Source organism: Streptomyces cahuitamycinicus (genome assembly GCF_002891435.1).
GTDB classification, from domain to species: domain Bacteria; phylum Actinomycetota; class Actinomycetes; order Streptomycetales; family Streptomycetaceae; genus Streptomyces; species Streptomyces cahuitamycinicus.
In genome coordinates this window covers 1-20,762 of record NZ_POUC01000111.1, presented here as the reverse complement: position 1 = coordinate 20,762, position 20,762 = coordinate 1, and the positions used below count along the sequence as shown (strand labels likewise).

Here is a 20,762-nt window from a genome sequence, read left to right as displayed (position 1 = left end):
AGATTTGTATAAGAGACAGCCCCGGGCAGCCCGGCCACCGCGTCGAACAGCACTCCCCGCAGCCGGTCGACATTCGCCGCGAACACCCGCAGCACCTCGTCGTGCGAGACGCCCTCGCCCGTCTCGGCACCCGCGTCGAGGTCGGTGACGAGGGTCAGCGACGTGTAGCAGAGCTCCAGCTCACGGGCGAGCGCCGCCTCGGGGTGGCCGGTCATGCCCACCACCGACCAGCCCTGCGCCTGGTGCCACAACGATTCCGCACGCGTCGAGAAGCGCGGACCCTCGACCACGACCAGTGTGCCGCCGTCCACCGGCTCCCAGTCCCGGCCGCGCGCCGCCTTCAGTGCCACGGCCCGTCCTGCGGGGCAGTAGGGGTCGGCCAGCGACGCATGGACCACGTTCGGCACGGAGCCGTCGGGCAGGGGCACCCCGTCGAAGTAGGTGCCCGCGCGGGACTTCGTGCGGTCGACCAGCTGGTCCGGCACCAGCAGCGTGCCCGGCCCGTACTCGGGGCGCAGGCCGCCCACGGCGCACGGGGCGAGGACCTGGCGCACGCCGACCGAGCGCAGTGCCCACAGGTTGGCCCGGTAGTTGATCCGGTGCGGCGGCAGGTGGTGGCCCCGTCCGTGCCGCGGCAGGAAGGCGACCCGCCGGCCGGCGACGTCGCCGAGGAAGAGGGAGTCGCTGGGCGGCCCGTACGGGGTGTCGACCTGGATCTCGGTCACGTCGTCCAGGAAGGAGTAGAACCCCGAGCCGCCGATGACGCCGATCCCGGCGTCTTCCTGGTCCGTCACGTTCGCCTTGTTCGCCATGCCCGCACCCTAACCGCACGCGGAAACGCCGAGGACCCTGTCGCCCGAGGGCGACAGGGTCCCGTAAGAATCAGGCCTTACGCGGCGGTGGTGCTGCTGCTGGAGGAGCTGCCGGTGGTCGAGGACGAACTCGAAGCGGAACCCGAAGCGGAACTCGACGAGCCCGAGTCGGAGGACGACGAGCCCGAGGACGCGGAGCTCGACGACTTCGCCGCCGGGGCGCTGCTCGACGAGGAGCCGCGGCTGTCGTTCCGGTAGAAGCCGGAGCCCTTGAAGACAATGCCGACCGCCGAGAACACCTTCTTCAGGCGGCCCGTGCAGTTGGGGCACTCGGTAAGAGCGTCGTCGGTGAACTTCTGCACCGCCTCGAGGCCCTCGCCGCACTCGGTGCACTGGTACTGATAGGTGGGCACTGTCTTCCTCCTGGCACTCTCACTCGATGAGTGCTAACGACGATCCATAGTGACGTATTCCGGCCGTTCAGTCCACTGCCACCGGCACGCGGTGACCCACGCCACGTGCGACGGTCCGGCCGTTGGCCCGCGCCGCCAGGTGGGACCGCAGTGCCAGGAGGGTCACCAGGGCCAGCATCGTGCCGCCCATCGGCACCAGGAAACCGGCGCCCGACCAGAAGCGGTCCTCCAGCTGTCCGGCGACCGTGACGGCGGCGGCCTGGCCCAGCGCGACCGCCCCGGTCAGCCACGTGAAGGCCTCGGTGCGGGCACCGGCCGGGACCAGACTGTCGACCAGGGTGTAGCCGGTGATCAGGGCGGGCGCGATGCACATGCCGACCAGCAGACCGAGGCCGGCGAGGACCGGCACCGAGTGGGCGGCCCACAGGCCCGACGCGGCCAGGGCGAGCGCCGTGTAGCCGATGACCAGGCGCCGCCGCGGGGCGGCCTTCCAGGCGATCGCGCCGCAGACCACGCCGGAGAGCATGTTGCCCGCGGCGAAGACGCCGTAGAGGACGCCGTTCAGGCCCGGTTCGCCGATCGACTCGGTGAACGCGGCCAGCGAGACCTGCATGCCGCCGAAGACCGTGCCGATGCCCAGGAAGGTCACGATCAGCACGCGCACCCCGGGGATGCGCAGCGCCGAAACGTGCTCCACGCGCGCGTGCCCGCGGGTGGCGACCGAGGGCTGTGTGCTCTTCTGCGCGGCGAACAGCAGACCGCCGACCAGGGTCAGCGAGGCTTCCGTGACGAGTCCGGCGGCTGGGTCGACGGCCGTGCACAGGGCGGTGGCCAGCAGCGGTCCGACCACGAAGGTCAGTTCGTCCGTGACGGACTCGAAGGCCGCGGCGGTGGTCATCAGCGGCGAGTCCTTGAGCTTCACGCCCCAGCGGGCCCGCACCATCGGGCCGACCTGCGGCACGGACGCACCGGTCGGGACGGCCGCCGCGAACACCGCCCACAGGGGCGCGTCCAGCAGCGCGAGCGCCGTCAGCGTCAGACCGGACAGCGCGTGCAGCAGCACCCCGGGGATCAGCACGGTGCGCTGCCCGTAGCGGTCGGCGAGACGGCCGCTGTAGGGCGCGAACAGGGCCATGGAGACACCGGTGACGGCCGCGGCGGCGCCCGCCGCTCCGTACGAGCCGGTGGTGTGCTGCACGAGCAGCACGATGGAGATGGTCAGCATCGCGAACGGCTGGCGTGCCGCGAAGCCGGGGAGCAGGAACGTCCAGGCGCCGCGGGTGCGCAGCAGCCGGCCGTATCCCGGGCGGGCGGAAGGCGTCGGGTTCTCCGACGCCTTCGAGGTGACCGTGGACGCCACGGCCCGTGCCTTTCTGCCGCCTGGTAGCGCGGCCCCGTAGCGGGGGCGCCGAGAGCTGTCCTCTTGCGCGGAACTGCGGTAGATGCCGGGGCCCGGTGAGGAGGGGTGTCCCGACCGCCATACGGTCGCGCCAGCTCTGCGTCAGGCAGAGTTGGTTCGATCTGGGTAACGCCTTCATCGTACAGGGATCAAGAGGGTGCGCTCCTGTGAAAGTGAGCACCATGGCGCTGCACGCCCTACAAATCCCAAACCGACCAAACCGACCAAAAAGCCCTCAACGGCTCGCCCCGTCCGTGCCCAGCCAGCCGGCCAGCTTGCCGCCGCGCCCCACGGCCCGCAGCCGGCTCTCGGTCGCGTCCCGGACGGGGTCCGTGGCGACCACGAGGAGCTCGTCCCCGCGCTGCAATATCGTCGTCGGCAGCGGAACGAAGGATTCGCCTGCGCGCACGATGAACGTCACGGCCGCGCCGTGCGGCAGGCGCAGTTCGGCCACTTCCACGCCGTGCATCTTCGATTCGCCGGGGATCGCCACGGACAGCAGATGGCCGCGCAGCCGCTCCAGCGGGGCGGACTCGATGCCGAGGTCGGCGGCCTCCGAGCCGTCCCCGAGGTGCAGCTTGCGGCCCAGCCAGGGCAGCGTCGGGCCCTGGACCAAGGTGTAGACGACGACCAGGATGAAGACGATGTTGAAGATCCGGCGGCTGGCGTCGACGCCCTCGACCATGGGGATGGTCGCCAGGATGATGGGCACGGCCCCGCGCAGCCCCGCCCAGGACATCAGGGCCTGCTCCTGCCACGGCACCCGGAACGGCGACAGGCAGAGCACCACGCTCAGCGGTCGCGCGACCATGGTCAGCACCAGCCCGATGGCCAGTGCGGGCACGATGTCGTCACCCAGCTCGTGCGGGGTGACCAGCAGGCCGAGCAGGACGAACATGCCGATCTGGGCCATCCAGCCGAGGCCGTCGGCGAAGCCGCGGGTGGCCGGCCAGTGCGGCAGCCGCGCGTTGCCCATCACCATCGCGGCGAGGTACACCGCGAGGAAGCCGCTTCCGTGGGCGAGCGCGCCGGCCGCGTAGGCCACCACGGCGATCGCCATGACGGCGATCGGATAGAGGCCGGAGGCGGGCAGTGCCACGTGCCTGAGCCCCCACGAGCCCAGCCAGCCCACCGCGAGTCCGATGGCCGCGCCGATCGCCAGCTCCAGCAGGATCACGCCCAGCAGCACGTACCAGTGCTCCGCGGGCCCGGCCGTGGACAGGGACACCACGAGGATGACCACCGGGGCGTCGTTGAAGCCGGACTCCGCCTCCAGCGTGCCCGTGACGCGTGCGGGCAGCGGGATCTTGCGCAGCACGGAGAACACGGCCGCCGCGTCGGTCGAGGAGACGACCGCCCCGATGATGAGGGCCTGCCGCCACTCCAGGCCGATCAGGTAGTGCGCGGCCGACGCCGTGACCCCGACGCTCACCGCGACACCGGCCAGCGCCAGTGCCGTGGCGGCCGGCAGGACCGGCTTGACCTCCTTCCACTTCGTGCCCAGACCGCCCTCGGCCAGGATCACGACCAGGGCCGCGTACCCGATGACCTGAGTCAGTTCGGCGTTGTCGAAGTGGATGTCGCCCACGCCGTCCTGGCCCATGGCGACGCCGATCCCCAGGTAGACGAGCAGGCTGGGGAGCCCGCTGCGCGAGGAGATCCGTACCGCCGCGACGGCGATGAGCAGGACGAGCGAGCAGACGAGCAGGAGCTGGTTGAGGTGGTGAACAGTCAGCGGCCGATTCCTTCCCTAGCCGCACGCACGCGCGCGTGGGCTCACGTACATCGCACATGAAGCTGTGGCGCACCGCGCCAACTACTTCGTTACCTTACCTAACTCTTGACGATTTCTTGACACTTCTTGAGGCAAGATCGAACGTCCGTCCGTGCCGGTTCCCGACTCCGCGTCAAGGGGCGCTGGGCCCTGCGCCTATCGTTGCTCCAGCGCTCAGTTAAAAGCACAGCCGAACCTGCCGCTCGCGTTAGGACAGCAAGGACAGCGATGCCCCCCAACACCACCGCCTCCACGGGTCAGCAGCCCGGCAAGTCCGGCAGGAGAAAGGGGCGCAAAGCCCGCCTTATCGTGCTCGTCCTGGTGCTGGCCCTCATCGGGGGCGTGGCCTATGGGTCGTACTGGTCCATCAGCACCGTCCGGGCCTCCTTCCCGCAGACCAAGGGCACCCTCACGCTGAAGGGCCTCTCGGGCCCCGTCGAGGTCAAGCGCGACCATTACGGCATCCCGCAGATCTACGCCTCCTCCGACGCGGACCTGTTCATGGCGCAGGGCTACGTCCAGGCGCAGGACCGGTTCTACGAGATGGATGTCCGCCGCCACATGGCCTCCGGGCGCCTGTCGGAGATGTTCGGCAAGAGCCAGGTCGACAACGACGAGTTCCTGCGCACCCTCGGCTGGGACCGGGTCGCCAAGCAGGAGTACGACACCAAGCTGTCGGCCGCCACGAAGAAGTACCTCCAGGCCTACGCCAAGGGAGTCAACTCCTACCTCCAGGGCAAGGACGGCGAGGACATCTCCCTGGAGTACGCGGCGCTGGGCTTCACCAACGACTACAAGCCGCAGGCGTGGACCCCGGTCGACTCGATCTCCTGGCTGAAGGCGATGGCCTGGGACCTGCGCGGCAACATGCAGGACGAGATCGACCGCGCCCTGCTGACCAGCCGCCTCGGCCCGAAGCAGATCGCCGACCTGTACCCGCGGTACCCGTCCAGCCGGAACAAGGCCATCGTCCAGGAGGGCCAGTACAACGAGCTGACGAGGGCGTTCGAGCAGGGCGGGACGAACGGCACATCCGGCACGAGCGGTACACCGGGTGCGAACGGCACCGGCGGCACCGCGGGAGCCGCTGCCGGAACGGCGGGCACCCAGGGCACCGCCTCGGGCACGTCCGGCGCGAGCGGCACGGCCTCCGGCGCCTCGGGCACCGCGGGCCTGGACAGCCAGCTCGGCGGCCTCACCAGGGTCCTGGACGACCTCCCGCCGGCCGTCGGCGTGAACGGCGACGGCATCGGCTCCAACTCCTGGGTCGTCGGCGGGGAGCACACCATCACCGGCAAGCCGCTGCTGGCCAACGATCCGCACCTGTCGCCCTCCCTGCCGTCCGTCTGGTACCAGATGGGCCTGCACTGCCGCAGCGTCTCCAGCGCGTGCCAGTACGACGTCAGCGGTTACACCTTCGCCGGCATGCCGGGCGTCATAATCGGCCACAACCAGGACATCTCCTGGGGTATGACCAACTCCGGCGTCGACGTCACGGACCTCTACCTGGAGAAGATCACCGGCAACGGCTACCTGTACGACGGCAAGGTCAAGCCCTTCAAGACGCGCGAGGAGACCATCAAGGTCGCCGGGAGCGAGTCCAAGAAGATCGTCGTACGGCAGACCGAGGACGGGATGCCCCTGCTGTCCGACCGCGACGAGGAGCTCGTGAAGGTCGGCAGGAAGGCCACCGTCGACACCGCCGCACCCGACAGAGGCGACGGCTACGGCGTCGCGCTGCGCTGGACCGCCCTGCAGCCCGGCACCACCATGGACGCCGTCTTCGCCATGGACAAGGCGAAGAACTGGACCGACTTCCGCAAGGCCGCCGCGCAGTTCGAGGTGCCCTCGCAGAACCTGATCTACGCCGACACAGAGAACCACATCGGCTACACGCTGCCGGGGAAGATCCCGACGCGCGCGAAGGGCGACGACGGCTCCGTCCCGGCGCCCGGCTGGGATCCGAAGTACCGCTGGACCGGCTACATCCCGCAGGACGCGCTGCCCTACGAGTACAACCCGGAGCGCGGCTACATCGTCACCGCCAACCAGGCCGTGATCGACCCGGACAAGTACCCGTACACGCTCACCGCCGACTGGGGCTACGGCGCGCGCAGCCAGCGGATCACCGACCTGATCCAGTCGAAGATCAAGGACGGCGGCAAGATCTCCACCGACGACATGCGCCAGATGCAGCTGGACAACAGCAGCGAGATCGCCCGGCTGCTGGTGCCCAAGCTGCTGAAGATCGACCCCGAGAACAAGGACGTCCGCGAGGCGCAGAAGCTCCTGGAGGGCTGGGACTACACCCAGGACGCCGACTCCGCGGCGGCGGCCTACTTCAACGCGGTGTGGCGCAACGTCCTCAAGCTCGCCTTCGGCAACAAGCTGCCCAAGGAGCTGCGCCCCAAGGGCCAGTGTCTGTGGGTCGAGCCGGTCAACACCACCGGCCCCGCCGACGAGGCCGAGAAGGTCCGCGAGTGCGGCCAGCGCGATCCCGACAAGGCGCAGCCGGACGGCGGCGACCGCTGGTTCGAAGTGGTGCGGGGGCTCATGAACCAGCCGAAGAGCGACTGGTGGAAGACGCCCAAGGTGAGCAAGAGCCGCCCGGGCGCCGTCAACCGCGACCAGCTGCTCAAGCGGGCCATGATCGACGCCCGCTGGGAGCTGACCGCCAAGCTCGGCAAGGACATCGACACCTGGAGCTGGGGCCGGCTGCACCGTCTGTTCCTGAAGAACCAGACCCTCGGCACCGCGGGCCCCGGTTTCATCCAGTACGCCCTCAACCGCGGCCCCTGGGAGCTCGGCGGCGGCGAGGCCACCGTCAACGCGACCGGCTGGAACGCGGCCGGCGGCTACGGGGTGGTGTGGGTGCCGTCCATGCGGATGGTGGTGAACCTCGGCGACCTCGACAAGTCGAAGTGGATCAACCTCACCGGCGCCTCCGGGCACGCCTACAACGCGCACTACGTCGACCAGACCGACAAGTGGGCCGACGGCGAGCTGTTGCCGTGGTCCTTCTCGGACCAGGCGGTCGAGAAGAGCACGGCCGACAAGCTGGTGCTCCGGCCGTGAGCCGGTGAACGAAGGGCCCTCCACGCGCGCGTGGAGGGCCCTTCGGCGTCAGGACGCCGGCCGGAACCGGCGCACCCCCGACGGTGTCACCACCGCGTCCACCGGCCGGTCGTGCGGCTCCGCGGGGACGCGCTCGACGACCTCGGAGTCGTACAGCAGTACTACCAGGGCGGGATGCGCCCCGGCCCGCTCCAGCCGCGCCAGGACCCGGTCGTACGAGCCGCCGCCGCGCCCGAGCCGCATCCCGCGCGCGTCGACCGCGAGCCCGGGAAGCAGCACGGCGTCGGCGGTGGTCACGGCATCCGGCCCGAGGCGCTCGCCCGCGGGTTCGAAGAGGGCCATCCTGCCGCCGTGTTGCACGCGCGCCAGGGAGCCCCCGCCCTCGTACGCACCCCAGTCCAGGTCGTTGTCGGGCAGCAGGGCCGGCAGCAACACGCGCACGCCCCGGGCGCGCAGCGCGTCCAGGAGCGCGAGCGTCCCGGGCTCGCTCCCCACCGAGACGTACGCCGCCACCGTTCCGGCCCGCGCCAACTCGGGCAGTTCCAGCGCCCGCCCGGCCAGCGCGGCCGACGTTTCCCGCAGGTCATCCGCCGTCAACCTGCTCCTCGCCGCGAGGATCTCGCGCCGCAAACTCCGCTTGTCAGGCTCGCCCGGACGTGCGATAGGCCTCAATGGTTGCTCCCGTACCGTCGCAATACGCTCATATGAGCGCCTATGAACCGGAGCCGCAGATTCCATGCAAAGGCACCGGATAGGGTGGCGGACATGACTCAGTTGCACCCTCGGATCAGCAAGGCTGTCATTCCAGCAGCAGGCCTCGGCACCCGGTTCCTGCCGGCCACCAAAGCCACTCCCAAGGAGATGCTGCCGGTCGTGGACAAGCCCGCGATCCAGTACGTGGTCGAGGAGGCCGTCGCCGCGGGTCTCGACGACGTCCTCATGGTGACGGGCCGCAACAAGCGCCCCCTGGAGGACCACTTCGACCGCAACTACGAGCTGGAATCGGCCCTCCAGAAGAAGGGCGACGCCAGCCGTCTCGCCAAGGTGCAGGAGTCCAGCGACCTCGCGACCATGCACTACGTCCGCCAGGGCGACCCCAAGGGCCTCGGCCACGCCGTCCTGTGCGCCGCCCCGCACGTGGGCGACGAGCCCTTCGCCGTCCTCCTCGGCGACGACCTCATCGACCCCCGCGACCCGCTGCTGCAGCGCATGGTCGAGGTCCAGGAGCAGCGCGGCGGCAGCGTCATCGCGCTCATGGAGGTCGCCCCGGAGCAGATCCACCTCTACGGCTGCGCGGCCGTGGAGACCACCGAGGACAGCGACGTCGTCCAGATCAGCGGCCTGGTCGAGAAGCCCGACCCGGCCGACGCCCCGTCCAACTACGCCATCATCGGCCGCTACGTCCTCGACCCGCACATCTTCGAGATACTGCGCCGGACGGAGCCGGGCCGCGGCGGCGAGATCCAGCTCACCGACGCCCTCCAGCAGCTCGCCGAGGACGAGAAGATCGGCGGCCCGGTGCACGGCGTCGTCTTCAAGGGCCGCCGCTATGACACCGGCGACCGCGGGGACTACCTGCGTGCCATTGTCCGACTCGCATGCGAACGTGAAGACCTGGGACCGGACTTCCGGACCTGGCTCCGCAGTTACGTAGCCGAGGAGATGTAGCACGTTGAGCAGCGCCGCGCCCCACGTCACCGGCCAGGACCACTCCGACGCCGACCACCTCTGGTCGGTGGACGAGCACCTGGAGGACATCCTCGCCACCGTCCGGCCCCTGGAACCCATCGAGCTGCACCTGCTCGACGCCCAGGACTGCGTCCTCGTCGAGGACATCACGGTGCCGGTGTCCCTGCCGCCCTTCGACAACAGCTCGATGGACGGATACGCGGTACGGGTCGCGGACGTCGCGGGCGCGAGCGAGGAGTTCCCGGCGGCCCTGGAGGTCGTCGGGGACGTCGCAGCGGGCCAGGCCGAACTGCTCCACGTGGGCCCTGGCCAGGCCGCCCGCATCATGACCGGAGCCCCGCTGCCGCCCGGCGCCGAGACGGTCGTGCCCGTCGAGTGGACCGACGGCGGGCTCGGCGAGGGCCCGGTGCGCGGCATGCGCGCCCGCAGCCTCGGCCCCGAGGGCGCCACCGGGCACGTCCACGTGTACCGCCCGGCCGAGGCGCGCGCACATGTGCGCGCCAAGGGCAGCGACGTGAAGGCCGGCGACCGCGCCCTGGAGGCCGGCACCGTCCTCGGACCGCCCCAGATCGCCCTGCTCGCCGCGATCGGCCGCGGCACCGTCCGGGTCCGCCCGCGCCCGCGCGTGGTGGTGCTCTCCACCGGCAGCGAACTCGTCCAGCCGGACACGGAACTGGGCACCGGTCAGATCTACGACTCCAACAGCTTCGCCCTCACCGCCGCCGCCCGCGACGCCGGCGCCATCGCCTACCGCGTGGGCGCCGTCGCCGACGACGCCGATACCCTGCGCTCCACCATCGAGGACCAGCTGGTCCGCGCCGACCTGATGGTCACCACCGGCGGCGTGAGCGTCGGCGCGTACGACGTGGTCAAGGAAGCCCTGTCCCACGTCGGCGACGAGGACGAGGCCGGCAGCGGCATCGACTTCCGCAAGCTCGCCATGCAGCCCGGCAAGCCCCAGGGCTTCGGCTCCATCGGCCCCGACCACACCCCGCTGCTGGCCCTGCCCGGCAACCCGGTGTCGTCGTACGTCTCCTTCGAACTCTTCGTCCGCCCCGCGATCCGCACCCTCATGGGCCTGCGGGACGTCCACCGCCCGACGACCCGGGCGACGCTGACCGGCGACAAGGCGCTGACCTCCCCGAAGGGCCGCCGCCAGTTCCTGCGCGCCACCTACGCCGACGGCAAGGTCACCCCGGTCGGCGGCGCCGGATCCCACCTGGTCGCCGCCCTCGCCCACGCGGACGCCCTGATCGCCGTCCCCGAGGACACCGAGTCCGTCGAGCCGGGCGCCGACGTCGAGGTGGTCCTGCTCGGCCGATAGCCGCTGGTTGGGGGTACCGTGTCGCGCACAACAGGCCCGTGCGCCGCACCGGGACGGGCCCGGACCGGGAGCGCCACACAGCATGAGCACGCAGGACCCACCCCCGCAGGACGGCCCCACGCAGGACCGGCTGACGCACATCGACGCGGCGGGCGCCGCCCGCATGGTCGACGTGTCGGAGAAGGACGTGACCGCGCGCACCGCCCGCGCCAGCGGACGTGTCCTCGTCTCGCCCCGCGTGATCGAGCTGCTGCGCGGCGAGGGCGTCCCCAAGGGCGACGCCCTCGCGACCGCGCGGATCGCCGGGATCATGGGCGCCAAACGAACGCCCGATCTGATCCCGCTCTGTCACCCGTTGTCGGTGTCCGGTGTGAAACTGGACCTGTCGGTCGCGGACGACGCCGTGGAGATCCTGGCCACCGTGAAGACGACGGACCGCACGGGTGTCGAGATGGAGGCCCTCACCGCGGTCTCCGTCGCCGCGCTCACCGTGGTCGACATGGTCAAGGCGGTCGACAAGGGAGCGGTCATCACGGACGTACGGGTGGAGGAGAAGACGGGCGGCAAGTCGGGCGACTGGAGCCGGGCATGACCTATCGCGCTCTGGTCGTCACGGCCTCGAACCGGGCCGCCGCCGGGATCTACGAGGACAAGGGCGGCCCGCTGATCTCCGACGGCCTGCAGCGCTTCGGCTTCGAGGTCGACGGCCCGCAGGTCGTCCCCGACGGCGACCCCGTGGAGGCCGCCCTGCGCGCCGGGGTCGACGCCGGCTACGACGTCATCGTCACCACCGGCGGCACGGGCATCTCGCCCACCGACCGCACCCCCGAGGCGACCCGCCGCGTCATCGACCACGAGGTGCCGGGCATCGCCGAGGCCATCCGGGCCTTCGGCCGGGAGAAGGTGCCGACGGCGGCGCTCTCCCGGGGCCTGGCCGGAGTGGCGGGCGGCACGCTGATCGTCAATCTGCCCGGCTCCAGCGGCGGCGTGAAGGACGGCCTCGCCGTCCTGGAGCCGCTGCTCGTCCACGCCGTCGAGCAGCTCCGGGGCGGCGACCACCCCAGACCCGGCAGCGGGGGTGCGAGCTGAACAGCCCATCCTGGCCCGTTGAGCTGGTGGACGGCGACATCGTCCTCAGGCCGATAAAGCTGCGCGACCAGCGGGCATGGCGTGAGGTCAACCGGCGCAACCGCGACTGGCTGCGCCCCTGGGAGGCGACGATTCCGCCGCCCACGCCCGGCGGGCCGATGGCGCACCGCCCGACTTTCCGCCAGATGGTCCGCCACCTGCGGTCGGAGGCGAACGCGGGCCGGATGCTGCCCTTCGTCATCGAGTACCAGGGGCGGCTGGTCGGGCAGTTGACGGTCGCCGGGATCACCTGGGGCTCGATGTGCTCGGGCCACGTCGGCTACTGGGTGGACGAGGCGGTGGCCGGCCGCGGTGTGATGCCGACGGCGGTGGCGCTCGTCACCGACCACTGTTTCCGCACCGTCGGACTGCACCGCGTCGAGATCTGCATTCGCCCCGAGAACGGACCCAGCCGCCGGGTCGTGGAGAAACTCGGATTCCGCGAGGAGGGTCCGCGCCCTCGCTATCTCCACATCGACGGGGCCTGGCGCGACCATCTCGTCTTCGCCCTCACCGCGGAGGAGGTGCCGGACGGGTTGCTGAGGCGCTGGCAGCGGGCACGATCGCAGAGTAATCCGGGAATGCGGCACCACCCCGGAAATTGAATAAGTGTTCGAAATTGATCGACTGGTGACCATCTCAGGGCAATGAATTCCCGGCCTAGGCGGTCTGCTGATCGCATCCATCACAAGAAAAGTTCGAAATATCAGCCAGATCGTGCGACACACCGGCTCAATTGGCAGATGGCCTCACGCAAACCCCTCTACGGTGTGAGGCGTGAGCAGCAGCGGCCTCATCTACGCAGTCATCGTCGGGGCCTGGGCCGCCTACTTGGTGCCGATGTGGCTCCGTAGGCAGGACGAGCTGAACGAGGCCCGTCCGACGGAACGCTTCAGCACCGCCATCCGGCTGCTGTCCGGAAGGGCGGGAATGGAGCGCCGGTACGCCAAGGACCGGGCGCGCTCCACCGACGAGGGGGAGCAGGGCGCCGACGACCTGGACGCCGCCACCGACTCGGTGGACGTCCGGGCGTTCGCCGTGTCCAAGACCCGGCCCCAGACCCAGGCACCCGTACCCTCGCCCGAGCCCGAACAGCCGGCCCGCCCGGCGGCCCCCGAACCCCAGGCCCGCCAGTCGCCCGCACCGCACGCGGCGACGTCCGGACGCCCCCGGGAACGGGTCCCCGCGGCCCGGCGCAGCGCCTCGGCACAGGCGAACGAGGCGGCCGCGGCACGAGCCCGGCGCTCGAAGGTGCTCGCGCGCCGCCGGCGCACCACCACCATGCTGTTCGCCGCCTTCACCCTCGGCGCGATCGTCGCCGCGGTCGGAGGGCTCGCCTTCCTGTGGGCGCCCGGCGTTCCCGCGGTCATGCTCAGCGTCTACATCGCCTACCTGCGCTCCCAGGAGCGCCGCCGCTTCGCCTACCAGATGGACCGCCGCATGGCCGAGGTCGCGGCGCAGCGCCTGCGCGAGCGGAGCCGCCAGCCCCGCCGGCGCGCCCCGGCCGACCAGAGCGACGAACCGGAGGAGGGACCAGAGCCGGTGACCGACCCCGGCCTGTCGGCCCTCGCGGCGGACCGGCGCGCCCTCGTCGAGCAGACCGACCACGCGGAGTGGGTCGACCAGCAGCGCGAGCGGCAGCGCCGACCCTGCCAGGGCGGCGACAGCTGGGAGCCGGTGCCGGTGCCCCTGCCGACGTACGTGACCGCCCCGGTCGCCCCGAGGGCCACCAGTGACGTGGATCTCGGCGCCCCCGACACCTGGAGCTCGGCGCGGTCGAGCTCGGTCACCCCGAACACGGAGACCGAGTCCGCCGAGGACCGCCCCGGCGAGCCGCAGCCCCCCGCCCAGGACACCGACGACGACGGGGACGGCGACGGACGCAGCGACGCCCGCCGGGCCGCCTCGGCCCGACGGGCCCGCGAGCGCGGCCGCACCCCGCTGTTCGACCAGTACGAGGACGGGGATCGGCCCCGGGCCGCCAATGAATAGGCTCACGAAGCCGCAGGTGACGGCCCCTGGGGAACGGATTTCCAAGCAGGCCGATCGGAGTGCTAAAGTTTCACTCGTTGCAAGGGCCTGTGGCGCAGTCCGGTAGCGCACCTCGTTCGCATCGAGGGGGCCAGGGGTTCAAATCCCCTCAGGTCCACGCAGCTCAGAGCCCCGGTCGGGAAACCGACCGGGGCTCTGACGTGTGTTCAGGGCCTGATCGGTGAGCCGGCGGCGCTGGTGGCCCGCGCCGGGTGACACGGGCCACAGTGGCGACCGTCGCTGAGCATCCGTCAGCCGGTGGTCCGCAGGTCCTTCGCGAAGCAGCGGCTCGACTCGTACAGGCGGTAGTAGCCGAACTTGGCGCAGGGCTCGTAGCCGCTGGACGTGTACAGGGCTATGGCCTCCGGCTGCTTGGTGCCGGTCTCCAGGACCATGCGGATCCGGCCGGCCGCGCGGGCGTCCTCCTCCAGGGCGGCGAGGATGCGCCGGGCCAGGCCCCTGCCGCGCATGCCGTCGATCACGTACATGCGCTTCAGCTCGGCGTCGCCGTCGAGGTTGCCCTCGTCGTTGGTGTCCTGGGCCCGCCAGCCGCCCGAGGCGACGGGGGTGCCGTGCTCGTCGTACGCGATCAGGTAGACGCCCTTCGGCGGGTCGAAGTCCGCGGCGGCCATGGGCGTGGCGTCACCGTCGTCGCCGTAGCGGACGGCGTACTCGGCCTGGACCTGGTCGTTCAGCTTCATGGCGTCGGGGTGGTCGAAGGAGACCCGGCGTATGTGCATGGCCGCTACCGTATTCGATCCGGAACTGGACCTCGTCCAGCGTGCCGGTATCGTGCCCGGGTGCTCACTGTGACCTCTGTGAATGTGAACGGGCTGCGTGCCGCCGCGAAGAAGGGCTTCGTGGGGTGGCTGGCGGAGACCGAAGCCGATGTGCTGTGCCTGCAGGAGGTGCGCGCCGAGCCGGAGCAGCTTCCCGGGCCCGTCCGCGCGCCGGAGGGGTGGCACGTCGTGCACGCGCCGGCCGCCGCGAAGGGGCGGGCCGGTGTGTCCCTGTACAGCCGCCGCGAGCCCGACCGGGTCCGGGTCGGGTTCGGCTCGGAGGAGTTCGACGGCAGGGGGCGGTACGTGGAGATCGACCTGCCAGGGGTCACCGTCGCCTCCCTCTACCTGCCCTCCGGTGAGGTCGGCACCGAGCGGCAGGACGAGAAGGAACGCTTCATGGGGGAGTTCCTCGCCCATCTGAAGGAGCTGCGGGAGCGTGCCGCCGCCGAGGGACGCGAGGTGCTGGTCTGCGGCGACTGGAACATCGCCCACGAGCGGGCCGACCTGAAGAACTGGCGCGGGAACCAGAAGAGCTCCGGGTTCCTGCCGGAGGAGCGGGAGTGGATGACCCGGGTCCTCACTCCCGAGGACGGCGGGTACGTCGACGTCGTCCGCGCGCTCCACCCGGACACCGAGGGGCCGTACTCGTGGTGGTCGTACCGGGGGCGGGCTTTCGAGAACGACACCGGATGGAGGATTGACTACCACATCGCCACCCCGGGGCTCGCCGGGCGGGCGGTCAAGGGGTTCGTGGAGCGGGCGGCCACGCACGCGCAGCGGTGGTCGGACCACGCCCCGGTGACCGTCGTCTACGACCGTTAGGGCTTGCGCATCCTGCGGTCCAGCGCCAGGGACAGTTCCGCCTCCACCACGCTCCGGGCCAGTGGGCGCAGGCGGGGCAGGTCCTCGGGGGAGGCGTGGCGGAGGACCAGGGTGGTGAAGAGTTCGGCGAGGGCGTCGGCGTGGATGCGGACCTGTTGGGCGGCGGCGAGGACCTCCGCGAGGGGGATGCCCTCGTGGACCAGGGCCGAGGAGACATCCAGGAGGCGGCGGCTGACGTGGACGATCTCTCCGCCGTCGGTGCCGAGGTAGCCGAGTTCCATCGCGGCGGCGAGGTTGTCCGGTGTGGCCTCGCCGGCGAAGTGGTCGGCGAGTTCCTCGGGGGTGAGGTGGACCGGCTCCTCCTCGGTGGGGCCGCCGACGCCCAGCAGGTCGCCGACGTCGCGGCCGTGGTCGAAGGCCTCCGCCAGTTCCGCGATGCCGCTGAGGGTGTGGCCGCGCTCCAGCAGGGCCGTGATCGTGCGCAGCCGGGCCAGGTGCTGGTCGTCGTACCAGGCGATGCGGCCCTCGCGGCGTGGTGGCGGGATCAGCTTGCGTTCGCGGTAGAAACGCAGGGTGCGCACTGTGATCCCGGCGAGGCGGGCCAGCTCTTCCATGCGGTATTCACGCTTCTCGGCCACCTGGGCACCTTAAGGCGTACCAGGGGTAACTTTCCTCGCCCCGCCCCCTACCCATCAGTACGCCGCTGCCCTACGCTCCCATTGCGCCAGTGTTCACTGGCATGGTTCTCGTGGTGTGTGGAGGTGTCGGCATGGGCGAGCGCGAACACGAGCATGTGCGGGTCGCTGTGGTCGGGTCCGGGTTCGGCGGGCTGGGGGCCGCCGTGCGGCTGCGCCGCGAGGGCGTCACCGACTTCGTCGTCCTGGAGCGGGCGAGCGGTGTCGGCGGCACCTGGCGGGACAACAGCTACCCGGGGTGCCGGTGTGACGTGCCGTCCCATCTGTACTCGTTCTCCTTCGCGCCCAACCCCGACTGGCCGCGCGCCTTCTCGGGGCAGGAGCACATCCGCGCCTACCTGGAGCATGTGACGGACGTGTTCCGGCTGCGCCCGCACATCCGCTTCGACTCGGAGGTGAAGCGGATGAGCTGGAACGCCGAGCGGCTGTGCTGGGACATCGAGACCAGCAGCGGAAGCCTGTCGGCGGACATGGTCGTGTCGGCGACCGGGCCGCTGTCGGACCCGAAGATCCCGGACATCCCGGGGCTGGACTCCTTCCCGGGCAAGGTCTTCCACTCGGCCCGCTGGGACCACGACTGCGACCTGCGCGGCAAGCGCGTCGCCATGGTGGGGACCGGGGCCTCGGCCGCCCAGATCGTGCCCGCCGTCCAGCCCGAGGTCTCACGCCTGACGCTGTTCCAGCGCACCCCGCCCTGGGTCATGCCCCGCGTCGACCGGAACATCAGCGATGCCGAGCGCTGGCTGCACCGGCAGCTGCCCTTCACCTCGCAGATCCGGCGCGGGCTGCTGTGGGGCATCCGGGAGCTGCAGGTCCAGGCGTTCACCAAGCATCCGAAGCAGCTCGGCCTCGTCGAGGAGCTGGCCCGGCGCAACATGGCCCGCTCGATCAAGGACCCGGCGCTGCGGGCGAAACTCACCCCGGACTACCGCATCGGCTGCAAGCGGATCCTGCTGTCCAGCGACTACTACCCGGCGCTCGCGCAGCCCAACGTGGACGTGGTCGCGAGCGGGCTCGCCGAGGTCCGCGGGTCCACCCTGGTCGCCGCCGACGGCAGTGAGGCCGAGGTGGACGCGGTCGTCTTCGGCACCGGCTTCCACGTCACCGACATGCCCATCGCCGAGCGGGTCGTGGGCGCCGACGGGCGGACCCTCGCCGAGACCTGGAAGGGCGGCATGGAGGCCCTGCGCGGCGCCTCGGCGGCCGGCTTCCCCAACTGGATGACGATCATCGGGCCCAACACCGGCCTCGGGAACTCCTCGATGATCCTCATGATCGAGTCCCAGCTGAACTACCTGGCCGACTACGTCCGTCAACTGGACGTCCTCGGAGGCCGGGTGGCCCTGGACGCCCGCCCGGACGCGGTGCGCGCCTGGAACCACCGGGTGCAGGAGCGCATGAAGCGCACCGTGTGGAACACCGGTGGCTGCACCAGCTGGTACCTCGACGCGAGCGGCCGCAACACCACCATCTGGCCCGGCACGACCGGCGAGTTCCGGCGGGCGACGCGGCGCGTCGACCTCGCGGAGTACGACGTCCTGCGGGCGCCCGCGGTCAGGAAGAGCATCGGGACGCAGGAGAAGGCCGGGGTGGAAGCGTGAGCCGCCTCCTGCACGTCGAATCCGGCCCCTACGCCCCGCCCGCCCCGGCGCGTGAACTGACCGCGGTCTCCGCCGACGGCGCCCGGCTGCACGTCGAGGTCCACGGGCCCGAGGGCGCGCCCGCCGTCGTCCTGGCCCACGGCTGGACCTGCTCCACCGCCTTCTGGGCGGCGCAGATCCGCGACCTGGCCGCGGACCACCGGGTCGTGGCCTACGACCAGCGCGGCCACGGGCGCAGCCCGGCGAGCCCGGCGTGCAGCCCCGAAGCGCTCGCCGACGATCTGGAAGCCGTGCTCCGGGCGACCCTCGCGCCCGGCGAACAGGCTGTGGTCGCCGGGCACTCCATGGGCGGGATGACCGTCATGGCGGCCTCCGCGAGAGCCGCGTTCCGTGCGCACGCGGCGGCGGTCCTGCTGTGCAGCACGGGCAGTTCGCAACTGGTCGCGGCCTCCACCGTCGTGCCGATGAGGGCGGGGCGGGTGCGGACCTGGCTGACCCGGCGCATCCTCGGCTCCCGTGCCCCGCTCGGGCCGGTCACACCGCTGGCCCGCCGGATCCTCAAGTACGGGACCATGGGCCCCGGTTCGGCCTCGCACATGATCGAGGCGTGCGCCCGGATCGTGCACGCCTGCCCCCGCAAGGTCCGCTACTCCTGGTCGCAGGTGCTGGATCTGCTGGACCTCGACCAGGGCGTGCGGGAGCTGGACGTGCCCACGGCCGTGATCGTCGGGACGGCGGACCGGCTGACGCCGCCGGGGCAGGCCCGGGCCCTGGCCGCCGCGCTGCCGCACTGCACCGGCATCGTCGAACTGCCCGGCATCGGCCACATGACGCCCATCGAGGCGCCCGAACTGGTCACCGGCACCATCCGGGAACTCGTCCGCACACACGTCGTCCAGGTCGTATCCGAGGAGAGCGCATGAGCAGGGTGAGCCTTGAGGGGAAGGTCGCCGTGGTGACCGGGGCGGCGCGCGGGGTCGGGGAGTTGCTGGCCCGCAAGCTCTCCGCTCGCGGGGTGAAGGTGGCGCTGGTCGGCCTGGAACCGGACGGGCTCAAGCAGGTGTCCGGGCGGCTGCACAGCGACAGCGACCACTGGCACGCCGACGTCACCGAACACGAGGCGATGGCCCGGGTCGCCGGTGAGGTCGAGGAGCGCTTCGGGAGGGTCGACATCGTCGTCGCCAACGCCGGTGTCGCGACCGGCGGGCCCTTCGTCGACTCCGACCCGGAGTCCTGGCGCAGGGTGATCGAGGTCAATCTGATCGGCTCGGCGGTGACCGGCCGCGCCTTCCTGCCGTCGCTGCTGCGGAGCCGGGGGTATCTGCTGCAGATCGCGTCCCTCGCCGCGATCACCCCGGCTCCGATGATGACCGCGTACTGCGCGTCCAAGTCGGGCGTGGAGGCGTATGCGCACAGCCTGCGTGCCGAGGTCGGGCACCGGGGCGTGAAGGTGGGCGTCGGGTACCTGTCGTGGACCGACACCGACATGGTGCGCGGGGCCGACCAGGACGACGTCATGCGGGAGTTGAGGCAGCGGCTGCCCTGGCCGTCCAACAAGACCTACCCGCTGGGGCCGGCCGTGGACCGGCTCGTGGAGGGGATCGAGCGCAGGTCGAGCCATGTGTACGGGCAGTGGTGGCTGCGCGGGATGCAGGGCGTGCGGGGTTACCTGCCCGCGGTCATCGGGACGGTGGGCCAGCGCGAGATGCGGCGGTTCGCGGACCGGCTGACGGGCATGCGCACGGGCCTGGTCGGGGCCGGTGGAGCGGCCGACGAGCAGCGCACTACGCTCCGTAAGTGATCGACATGCGTAGCGTCACGGCCCGTGTGAATCTGGACGAGCCAGATCCCCTCACCCCCAACGGGAGTGAACCCACATGGGTATGAAGGACCAGTTCCAGGAGAAGTCCGAGCAGTGGCAGAACCAGGCTCGCCAGAAGGCGGAGCAGGCTCGCGAGCAGGTGCCGGGCCGCGACCGCCGGCGTGACGAGGACATGGACCCCTCGCAGCCGCAGCGCGACCGTGAGCGCACGGAGCCGCAGCGCGACCGTGAGCGCGAGCAGGAGGACCGCTTCGACCAGGACTTCGACGCCTGACGTAGCGTGCTGAGCGGACTGGGGCGTCCCTGTGCGGGACGCCCCTTTCCCGTGTGTCACCTCAGGGCCGGGCGTGTGTGACCTCCGGGCCCGGGCGGGCTGTGTGTGACCTCCGGGTCCGGGCTGTTTGTCACGTCCCGGACCCGGGCGTTCATGTCCTGGGCGGCAGCTTCGGACGGGAGCGGTCGGGTACGTCGCTGTAGGTCGGCGGCGTCGCCGGCGGGTTGCTCTCCAGCAGTCCGAGCGCCAGCTCCACCGCGTCGGTCAGCTGGGCGTGCCGCCCCTCCGCCCAGTCCAGCGGGGTGCGCAGGACGTCGATGTCGGGGGAGACGCCCTTGTTCTCCACCGACCAGCCGTAGGCCTCGAACCAGGCCGCGTTCATCGGCACCGTGATCACCGTGCCGTCGCCCAGCTCGTGGCGGCCGGTCATGCCGACCACTCCTCCCCAGGTGCGCTGCCCCACGACCGGGCCGAGCTTCAGCAGCTTGAACGCGGCGGTGATCATGTCGCCGTCGGAGGAGGTCGCCTCGTCGGCCAGGGCCACCACCGGGCCGCGTGGCGCGTTCGAGGTGTACGACACCGGCTGGGCGTCGCGGGTCAGGTCCCAGCCCAGGATCGTCCGGCTCAGCGTCTCGATGACCAGCTCGCTGATGTGACCGCCGGCGTTGCCGCGCACGTCCACGATCAGGGCGGGCCGGGACACCTCCATGCGCAGATCGCGGTTGAACTGCGCCCAGCCCGAGCCGCCCATGTCGGGGATGTGCAGATAGCCGCAGCGTCCGCCGCTCAAATCCCGTACCACCGCCCGGCGTTTCGCCACCCAGTCCTGGTAGCGCAGCGGCCGCTCGTCGACGAGCGGGACGACGGCGACCCGCCGGGGCGGGCCACCGCCGTCCGCCGGGCTCTCCGCCAAGGCCTCAGCCGGGCCTCCGGCCGGGCTCTTCGCCGGGCTCTCCGCCGAGCCCTCGGCAGGGCCTCCGGCCGGGCTCTCCGCCGGGCTCTTCGCCAAGCTCTCCGCCGGGCTCTTCGCCAAGCCCTCCGCCGGGCTCTTTGCCGGGCTCTTCGCCAAGCCCCCCGCCGGGCTCGTCGCCGGGCTCCCGGCCAAGCCCCCAGCCAAGCCC

The 20,762-nt window shown here is 71.3% G+C and carries 19 protein-coding genes, 1 tRNA gene and 1 pseudogene; 13 read left to right on the top strand and 8 right to left on the bottom strand.

The genetic code is table 11. The features are described from left to right. The 4 genes from C1J00_RS17290 to C1J00_RS17275 form a co-directional block, all read right to left on the bottom strand. The coding region (locus tag C1J00_RS17290) for an S-methyl-5'-thioadenosine phosphorylase (protein WP_102909972.1) at positions 1-812 on the bottom strand (812 nt) is incomplete at its 3' end. Between the two features lie 77 nt (positions 813-889). Continuing rightward, positions 890-1,225: an FmdB family zinc ribbon protein gene (locus C1J00_RS17285; RefSeq protein WP_102909971.1), complete on the bottom strand. Its 336-nt coding sequence runs from the start codon at positions 1,223-1,225 to the stop codon at positions 890-892. Positions 1,226-1,292: 67 nt separating this feature from the next. After that, positions 1,293-2,585 (bottom strand): MFS transporter, encoded by a 1,293-nt coding sequence (locus tag C1J00_RS17280; RefSeq protein WP_102909970.1) that lies wholly within the window; start codon positions 2,583-2,585, stop codon positions 1,293-1,295. A gap of 274 nt (positions 2,586-2,859) precedes the next feature. Further along, positions 2,860-4,359, bottom strand: coding sequence for a potassium/proton antiporter (locus C1J00_RS17275; protein ID WP_102909969.1), 1,500 nt, complete (start codon positions 4,357-4,359; stop codon positions 2,860-2,862). A 267-nt stretch (positions 4,360-4,626) separates the two neighbouring features. Here C1J00_RS17275 and C1J00_RS17270 point away from each other — a divergent pair, with 267 nt between their 5' ends. Continuing rightward, positions 4,627-7,473, top strand: coding sequence for a penicillin acylase family protein (locus tag C1J00_RS17270; RefSeq protein WP_102909968.1), 2,847 nt, complete (start codon positions 4,627-4,629; stop codon positions 7,471-7,473). Between the two features lie 48 nt (positions 7,474-7,521). On the opposite strand, the gene C1J00_RS17265 is transcribed toward C1J00_RS17270, so the two are convergent. Then, positions 7,522-8,070, bottom strand: coding sequence for a 5-formyltetrahydrofolate cyclo-ligase (locus C1J00_RS17265; protein WP_439333410.1), 549 nt, complete (start codon positions 8,068-8,070; stop codon positions 7,522-7,524). 168 nt (positions 8,071-8,238) lie between these two features. Here C1J00_RS17265 and galU point away from each other — a divergent pair, with 168 nt between their 5' ends. The 7 genes from galU (at position 8,239) to C1J00_RS17230 (ending at position 13,763) form a co-directional block, all read left to right on the top strand. Then, the gene (gene galU / locus C1J00_RS17260) at positions 8,239-9,141 is read left to right on the top strand and encodes a UTP--glucose-1-phosphate uridylyltransferase GalU (protein ID WP_102909975.1); all 903 of its coding nucleotides are present in this window, start codon (positions 8,239-8,241) and stop codon (positions 9,139-9,141) included. Between the two features lie 4 nt (positions 9,142-9,145). Then, the gene (gene glp, locus C1J00_RS17255; protein WP_102909967.1) at positions 9,146-10,486 is read left to right on the top strand and encodes a molybdotransferase-like divisome protein Glp; all 1,341 of its coding nucleotides are present in this window, start codon (positions 9,146-9,148) and stop codon (positions 10,484-10,486) included. 82 nt (positions 10,487-10,568) lie between these two features. Beyond that, positions 10,569-11,078 carry a cyclic pyranopterin monophosphate synthase MoaC gene (gene moaC, locus C1J00_RS17250; protein ID WP_102909966.1) on the top strand — a complete coding sequence of 170 codons (510 nt, stop codon included), beginning with the start codon at positions 10,569-10,571 and terminating at the stop codon, positions 11,076-11,078. Next, positions 11,075-11,575: a MogA/MoaB family molybdenum cofactor biosynthesis protein gene (locus C1J00_RS17245; protein WP_102909965.1), complete on the top strand. Its 501-nt coding sequence runs from the start codon at positions 11,075-11,077 to the stop codon at positions 11,573-11,575. Before moaC ends, C1J00_RS17245 begins: the two co-directional genes overlap by 4 nt. A gap of 23 nt (positions 11,576-11,598) precedes the next feature. Then, a complete protein-coding gene (locus C1J00_RS17240) occupies positions 11,599-12,219 on the top strand; it encodes a GNAT family N-acetyltransferase (protein ID WP_102909974.1) in 621 nt (206 codons plus the stop codon). A gap of 172 nt (positions 12,220-12,391) precedes the next feature. Beyond that, positions 12,392-13,606 carry a divisome protein SepX/GlpR gene (gene sepX, locus C1J00_RS17235; protein WP_102909964.1) on the top strand — a complete coding sequence of 405 codons (1,215 nt, stop codon included), beginning with the start codon at positions 12,392-12,394 and terminating at the stop codon, positions 13,604-13,606. Between the two features lie 83 nt (positions 13,607-13,689). After that, positions 13,690-13,763, top strand: a tRNA-Ala gene (locus tag C1J00_RS17230). Positions 13,764-13,896: 133 nt separating this feature from the next. On the opposite strand, the gene C1J00_RS17225 is transcribed toward C1J00_RS17230, so the two are convergent. Then, positions 13,897-14,385, bottom strand: a complete 489-nt coding sequence (locus C1J00_RS17225; protein WP_102909963.1) for a GNAT family N-acetyltransferase — start codon at positions 14,383-14,385, stop codon at positions 13,897-13,899. A 60-nt stretch (positions 14,386-14,445) separates the two neighbouring features. Between C1J00_RS17225 and C1J00_RS17220 the strand changes: the two genes are divergently transcribed. Next, complete coding sequence (locus C1J00_RS17220; RefSeq protein WP_102909962.1) at positions 14,446-15,249, top strand: exodeoxyribonuclease III; 804 nt, start codon at positions 14,446-14,448, stop codon at positions 15,247-15,249. Here the strand turns inward: C1J00_RS17220 and C1J00_RS17215 are convergent. Further along, the gene (locus tag C1J00_RS17215) at positions 15,246-15,863 is read right to left on the bottom strand and encodes a MerR family transcriptional regulator (RefSeq protein ID WP_102909973.1); all 618 of its coding nucleotides are present in this window, start codon (positions 15,861-15,863) and stop codon (positions 15,246-15,248) included. The genes C1J00_RS17220 and C1J00_RS17215 overlap by 4 nt on opposite strands. A gap of 155 nt (positions 15,864-16,018) precedes the next feature. Between C1J00_RS17215 and C1J00_RS17210 the strand changes: the two genes are divergently transcribed. The 4 genes from C1J00_RS17210 to C1J00_RS17195 all read left to right on the top strand — a co-directional run bounded on the left by C1J00_RS17210 (position 16,019) and on the right by C1J00_RS17195 (position 19,641). Next, complete coding sequence (locus C1J00_RS17210) at positions 16,019-17,545, top strand: flavin-containing monooxygenase (RefSeq protein WP_102909961.1); 1,527 nt, start codon at positions 16,019-16,021, stop codon at positions 17,543-17,545. Further along, a complete protein-coding gene (locus C1J00_RS17205) occupies positions 17,542-18,468 on the top strand; it encodes an alpha/beta fold hydrolase (RefSeq protein ID WP_102909960.1) in 927 nt (308 codons plus the stop codon). Before C1J00_RS17210 ends, C1J00_RS17205 begins: the two co-directional genes overlap by 4 nt. After that, positions 18,465-19,346, top strand: coding sequence for an SDR family oxidoreductase (locus C1J00_RS17200; protein ID WP_102909959.1), 882 nt, complete (start codon positions 18,465-18,467; stop codon positions 19,344-19,346). The genes C1J00_RS17205 and C1J00_RS17200 overlap by 4 nt, the downstream gene beginning before the upstream one ends. Positions 19,347-19,422: 76 nt before the next feature. Further along, complete coding sequence (locus tag C1J00_RS17195; RefSeq protein ID WP_102909958.1) at positions 19,423-19,641, top strand: hypothetical protein; 219 nt, start codon at positions 19,423-19,425, stop codon at positions 19,639-19,641. 151 nt (positions 19,642-19,792) lie between these two features. Here the strand turns inward: C1J00_RS17195 and C1J00_RS17190 are convergent. After that, positions 19,793-20,581, bottom strand: a pseudogene (locus tag C1J00_RS17190) (S41 family peptidase); the annotation flags it as partial. Positions 20,582-20,762 lie beyond the last annotated feature (181 nt).

What these genes read in the sequence shown, in the direction of transcription:
- C1J00_RS17270 (WP_102909968.1), top strand. Translation starts at nt 4,627, where the DNA reads ATGCCCCCCAACACCACCGCCTCCACGGGTCAGCAGCCCGGCAAGTCC.
- galU (WP_102909975.1), top strand. Translation starts at nt 8,239, where the DNA reads ATGACTCAGTTGCACCCTCGGATCAGCAAGGCTGTCATTCCAGCAGCA.
- moaC (WP_102909966.1), top strand. Translation starts at nt 10,569, where the DNA reads ATGAGCACGCAGGACCCACCCCCGCAGGACGGCCCCACGCAGGACCGG.
- C1J00_RS17245 (WP_102909965.1), top strand. Translation starts at nt 11,075, where the DNA reads ATGACCTATCGCGCTCTGGTCGTCACGGCCTCGAACCGGGCCGCCGCC.
- C1J00_RS17225 (WP_102909963.1), bottom strand. Translation starts at nt 14,385, where the DNA reads ATGCACATACGCCGGGTCTCCTTCGACCACCCCGACGCCATGAAGCTG.
- C1J00_RS17215 (WP_102909973.1), bottom strand. Translation starts at nt 15,863, where the DNA reads ATGGAAGAGCTGGCCCGCCTCGCCGGGATCACAGTGCGCACCCTGCGT.
- C1J00_RS17210 (WP_102909961.1), top strand. Translation starts at nt 16,019, where the DNA reads ATGGGCGAGCGCGAACACGAGCATGTGCGGGTCGCTGTGGTCGGGTCC.
- C1J00_RS17200 (WP_102909959.1), top strand. Translation starts at nt 18,465, where the DNA reads ATGAGCAGGGTGAGCCTTGAGGGGAAGGTCGCCGTGGTGACCGGGGCG.
- C1J00_RS17195 (WP_102909958.1), top strand. Translation starts at nt 19,423, where the DNA reads ATGGGTATGAAGGACCAGTTCCAGGAGAAGTCCGAGCAGTGGCAGAAC.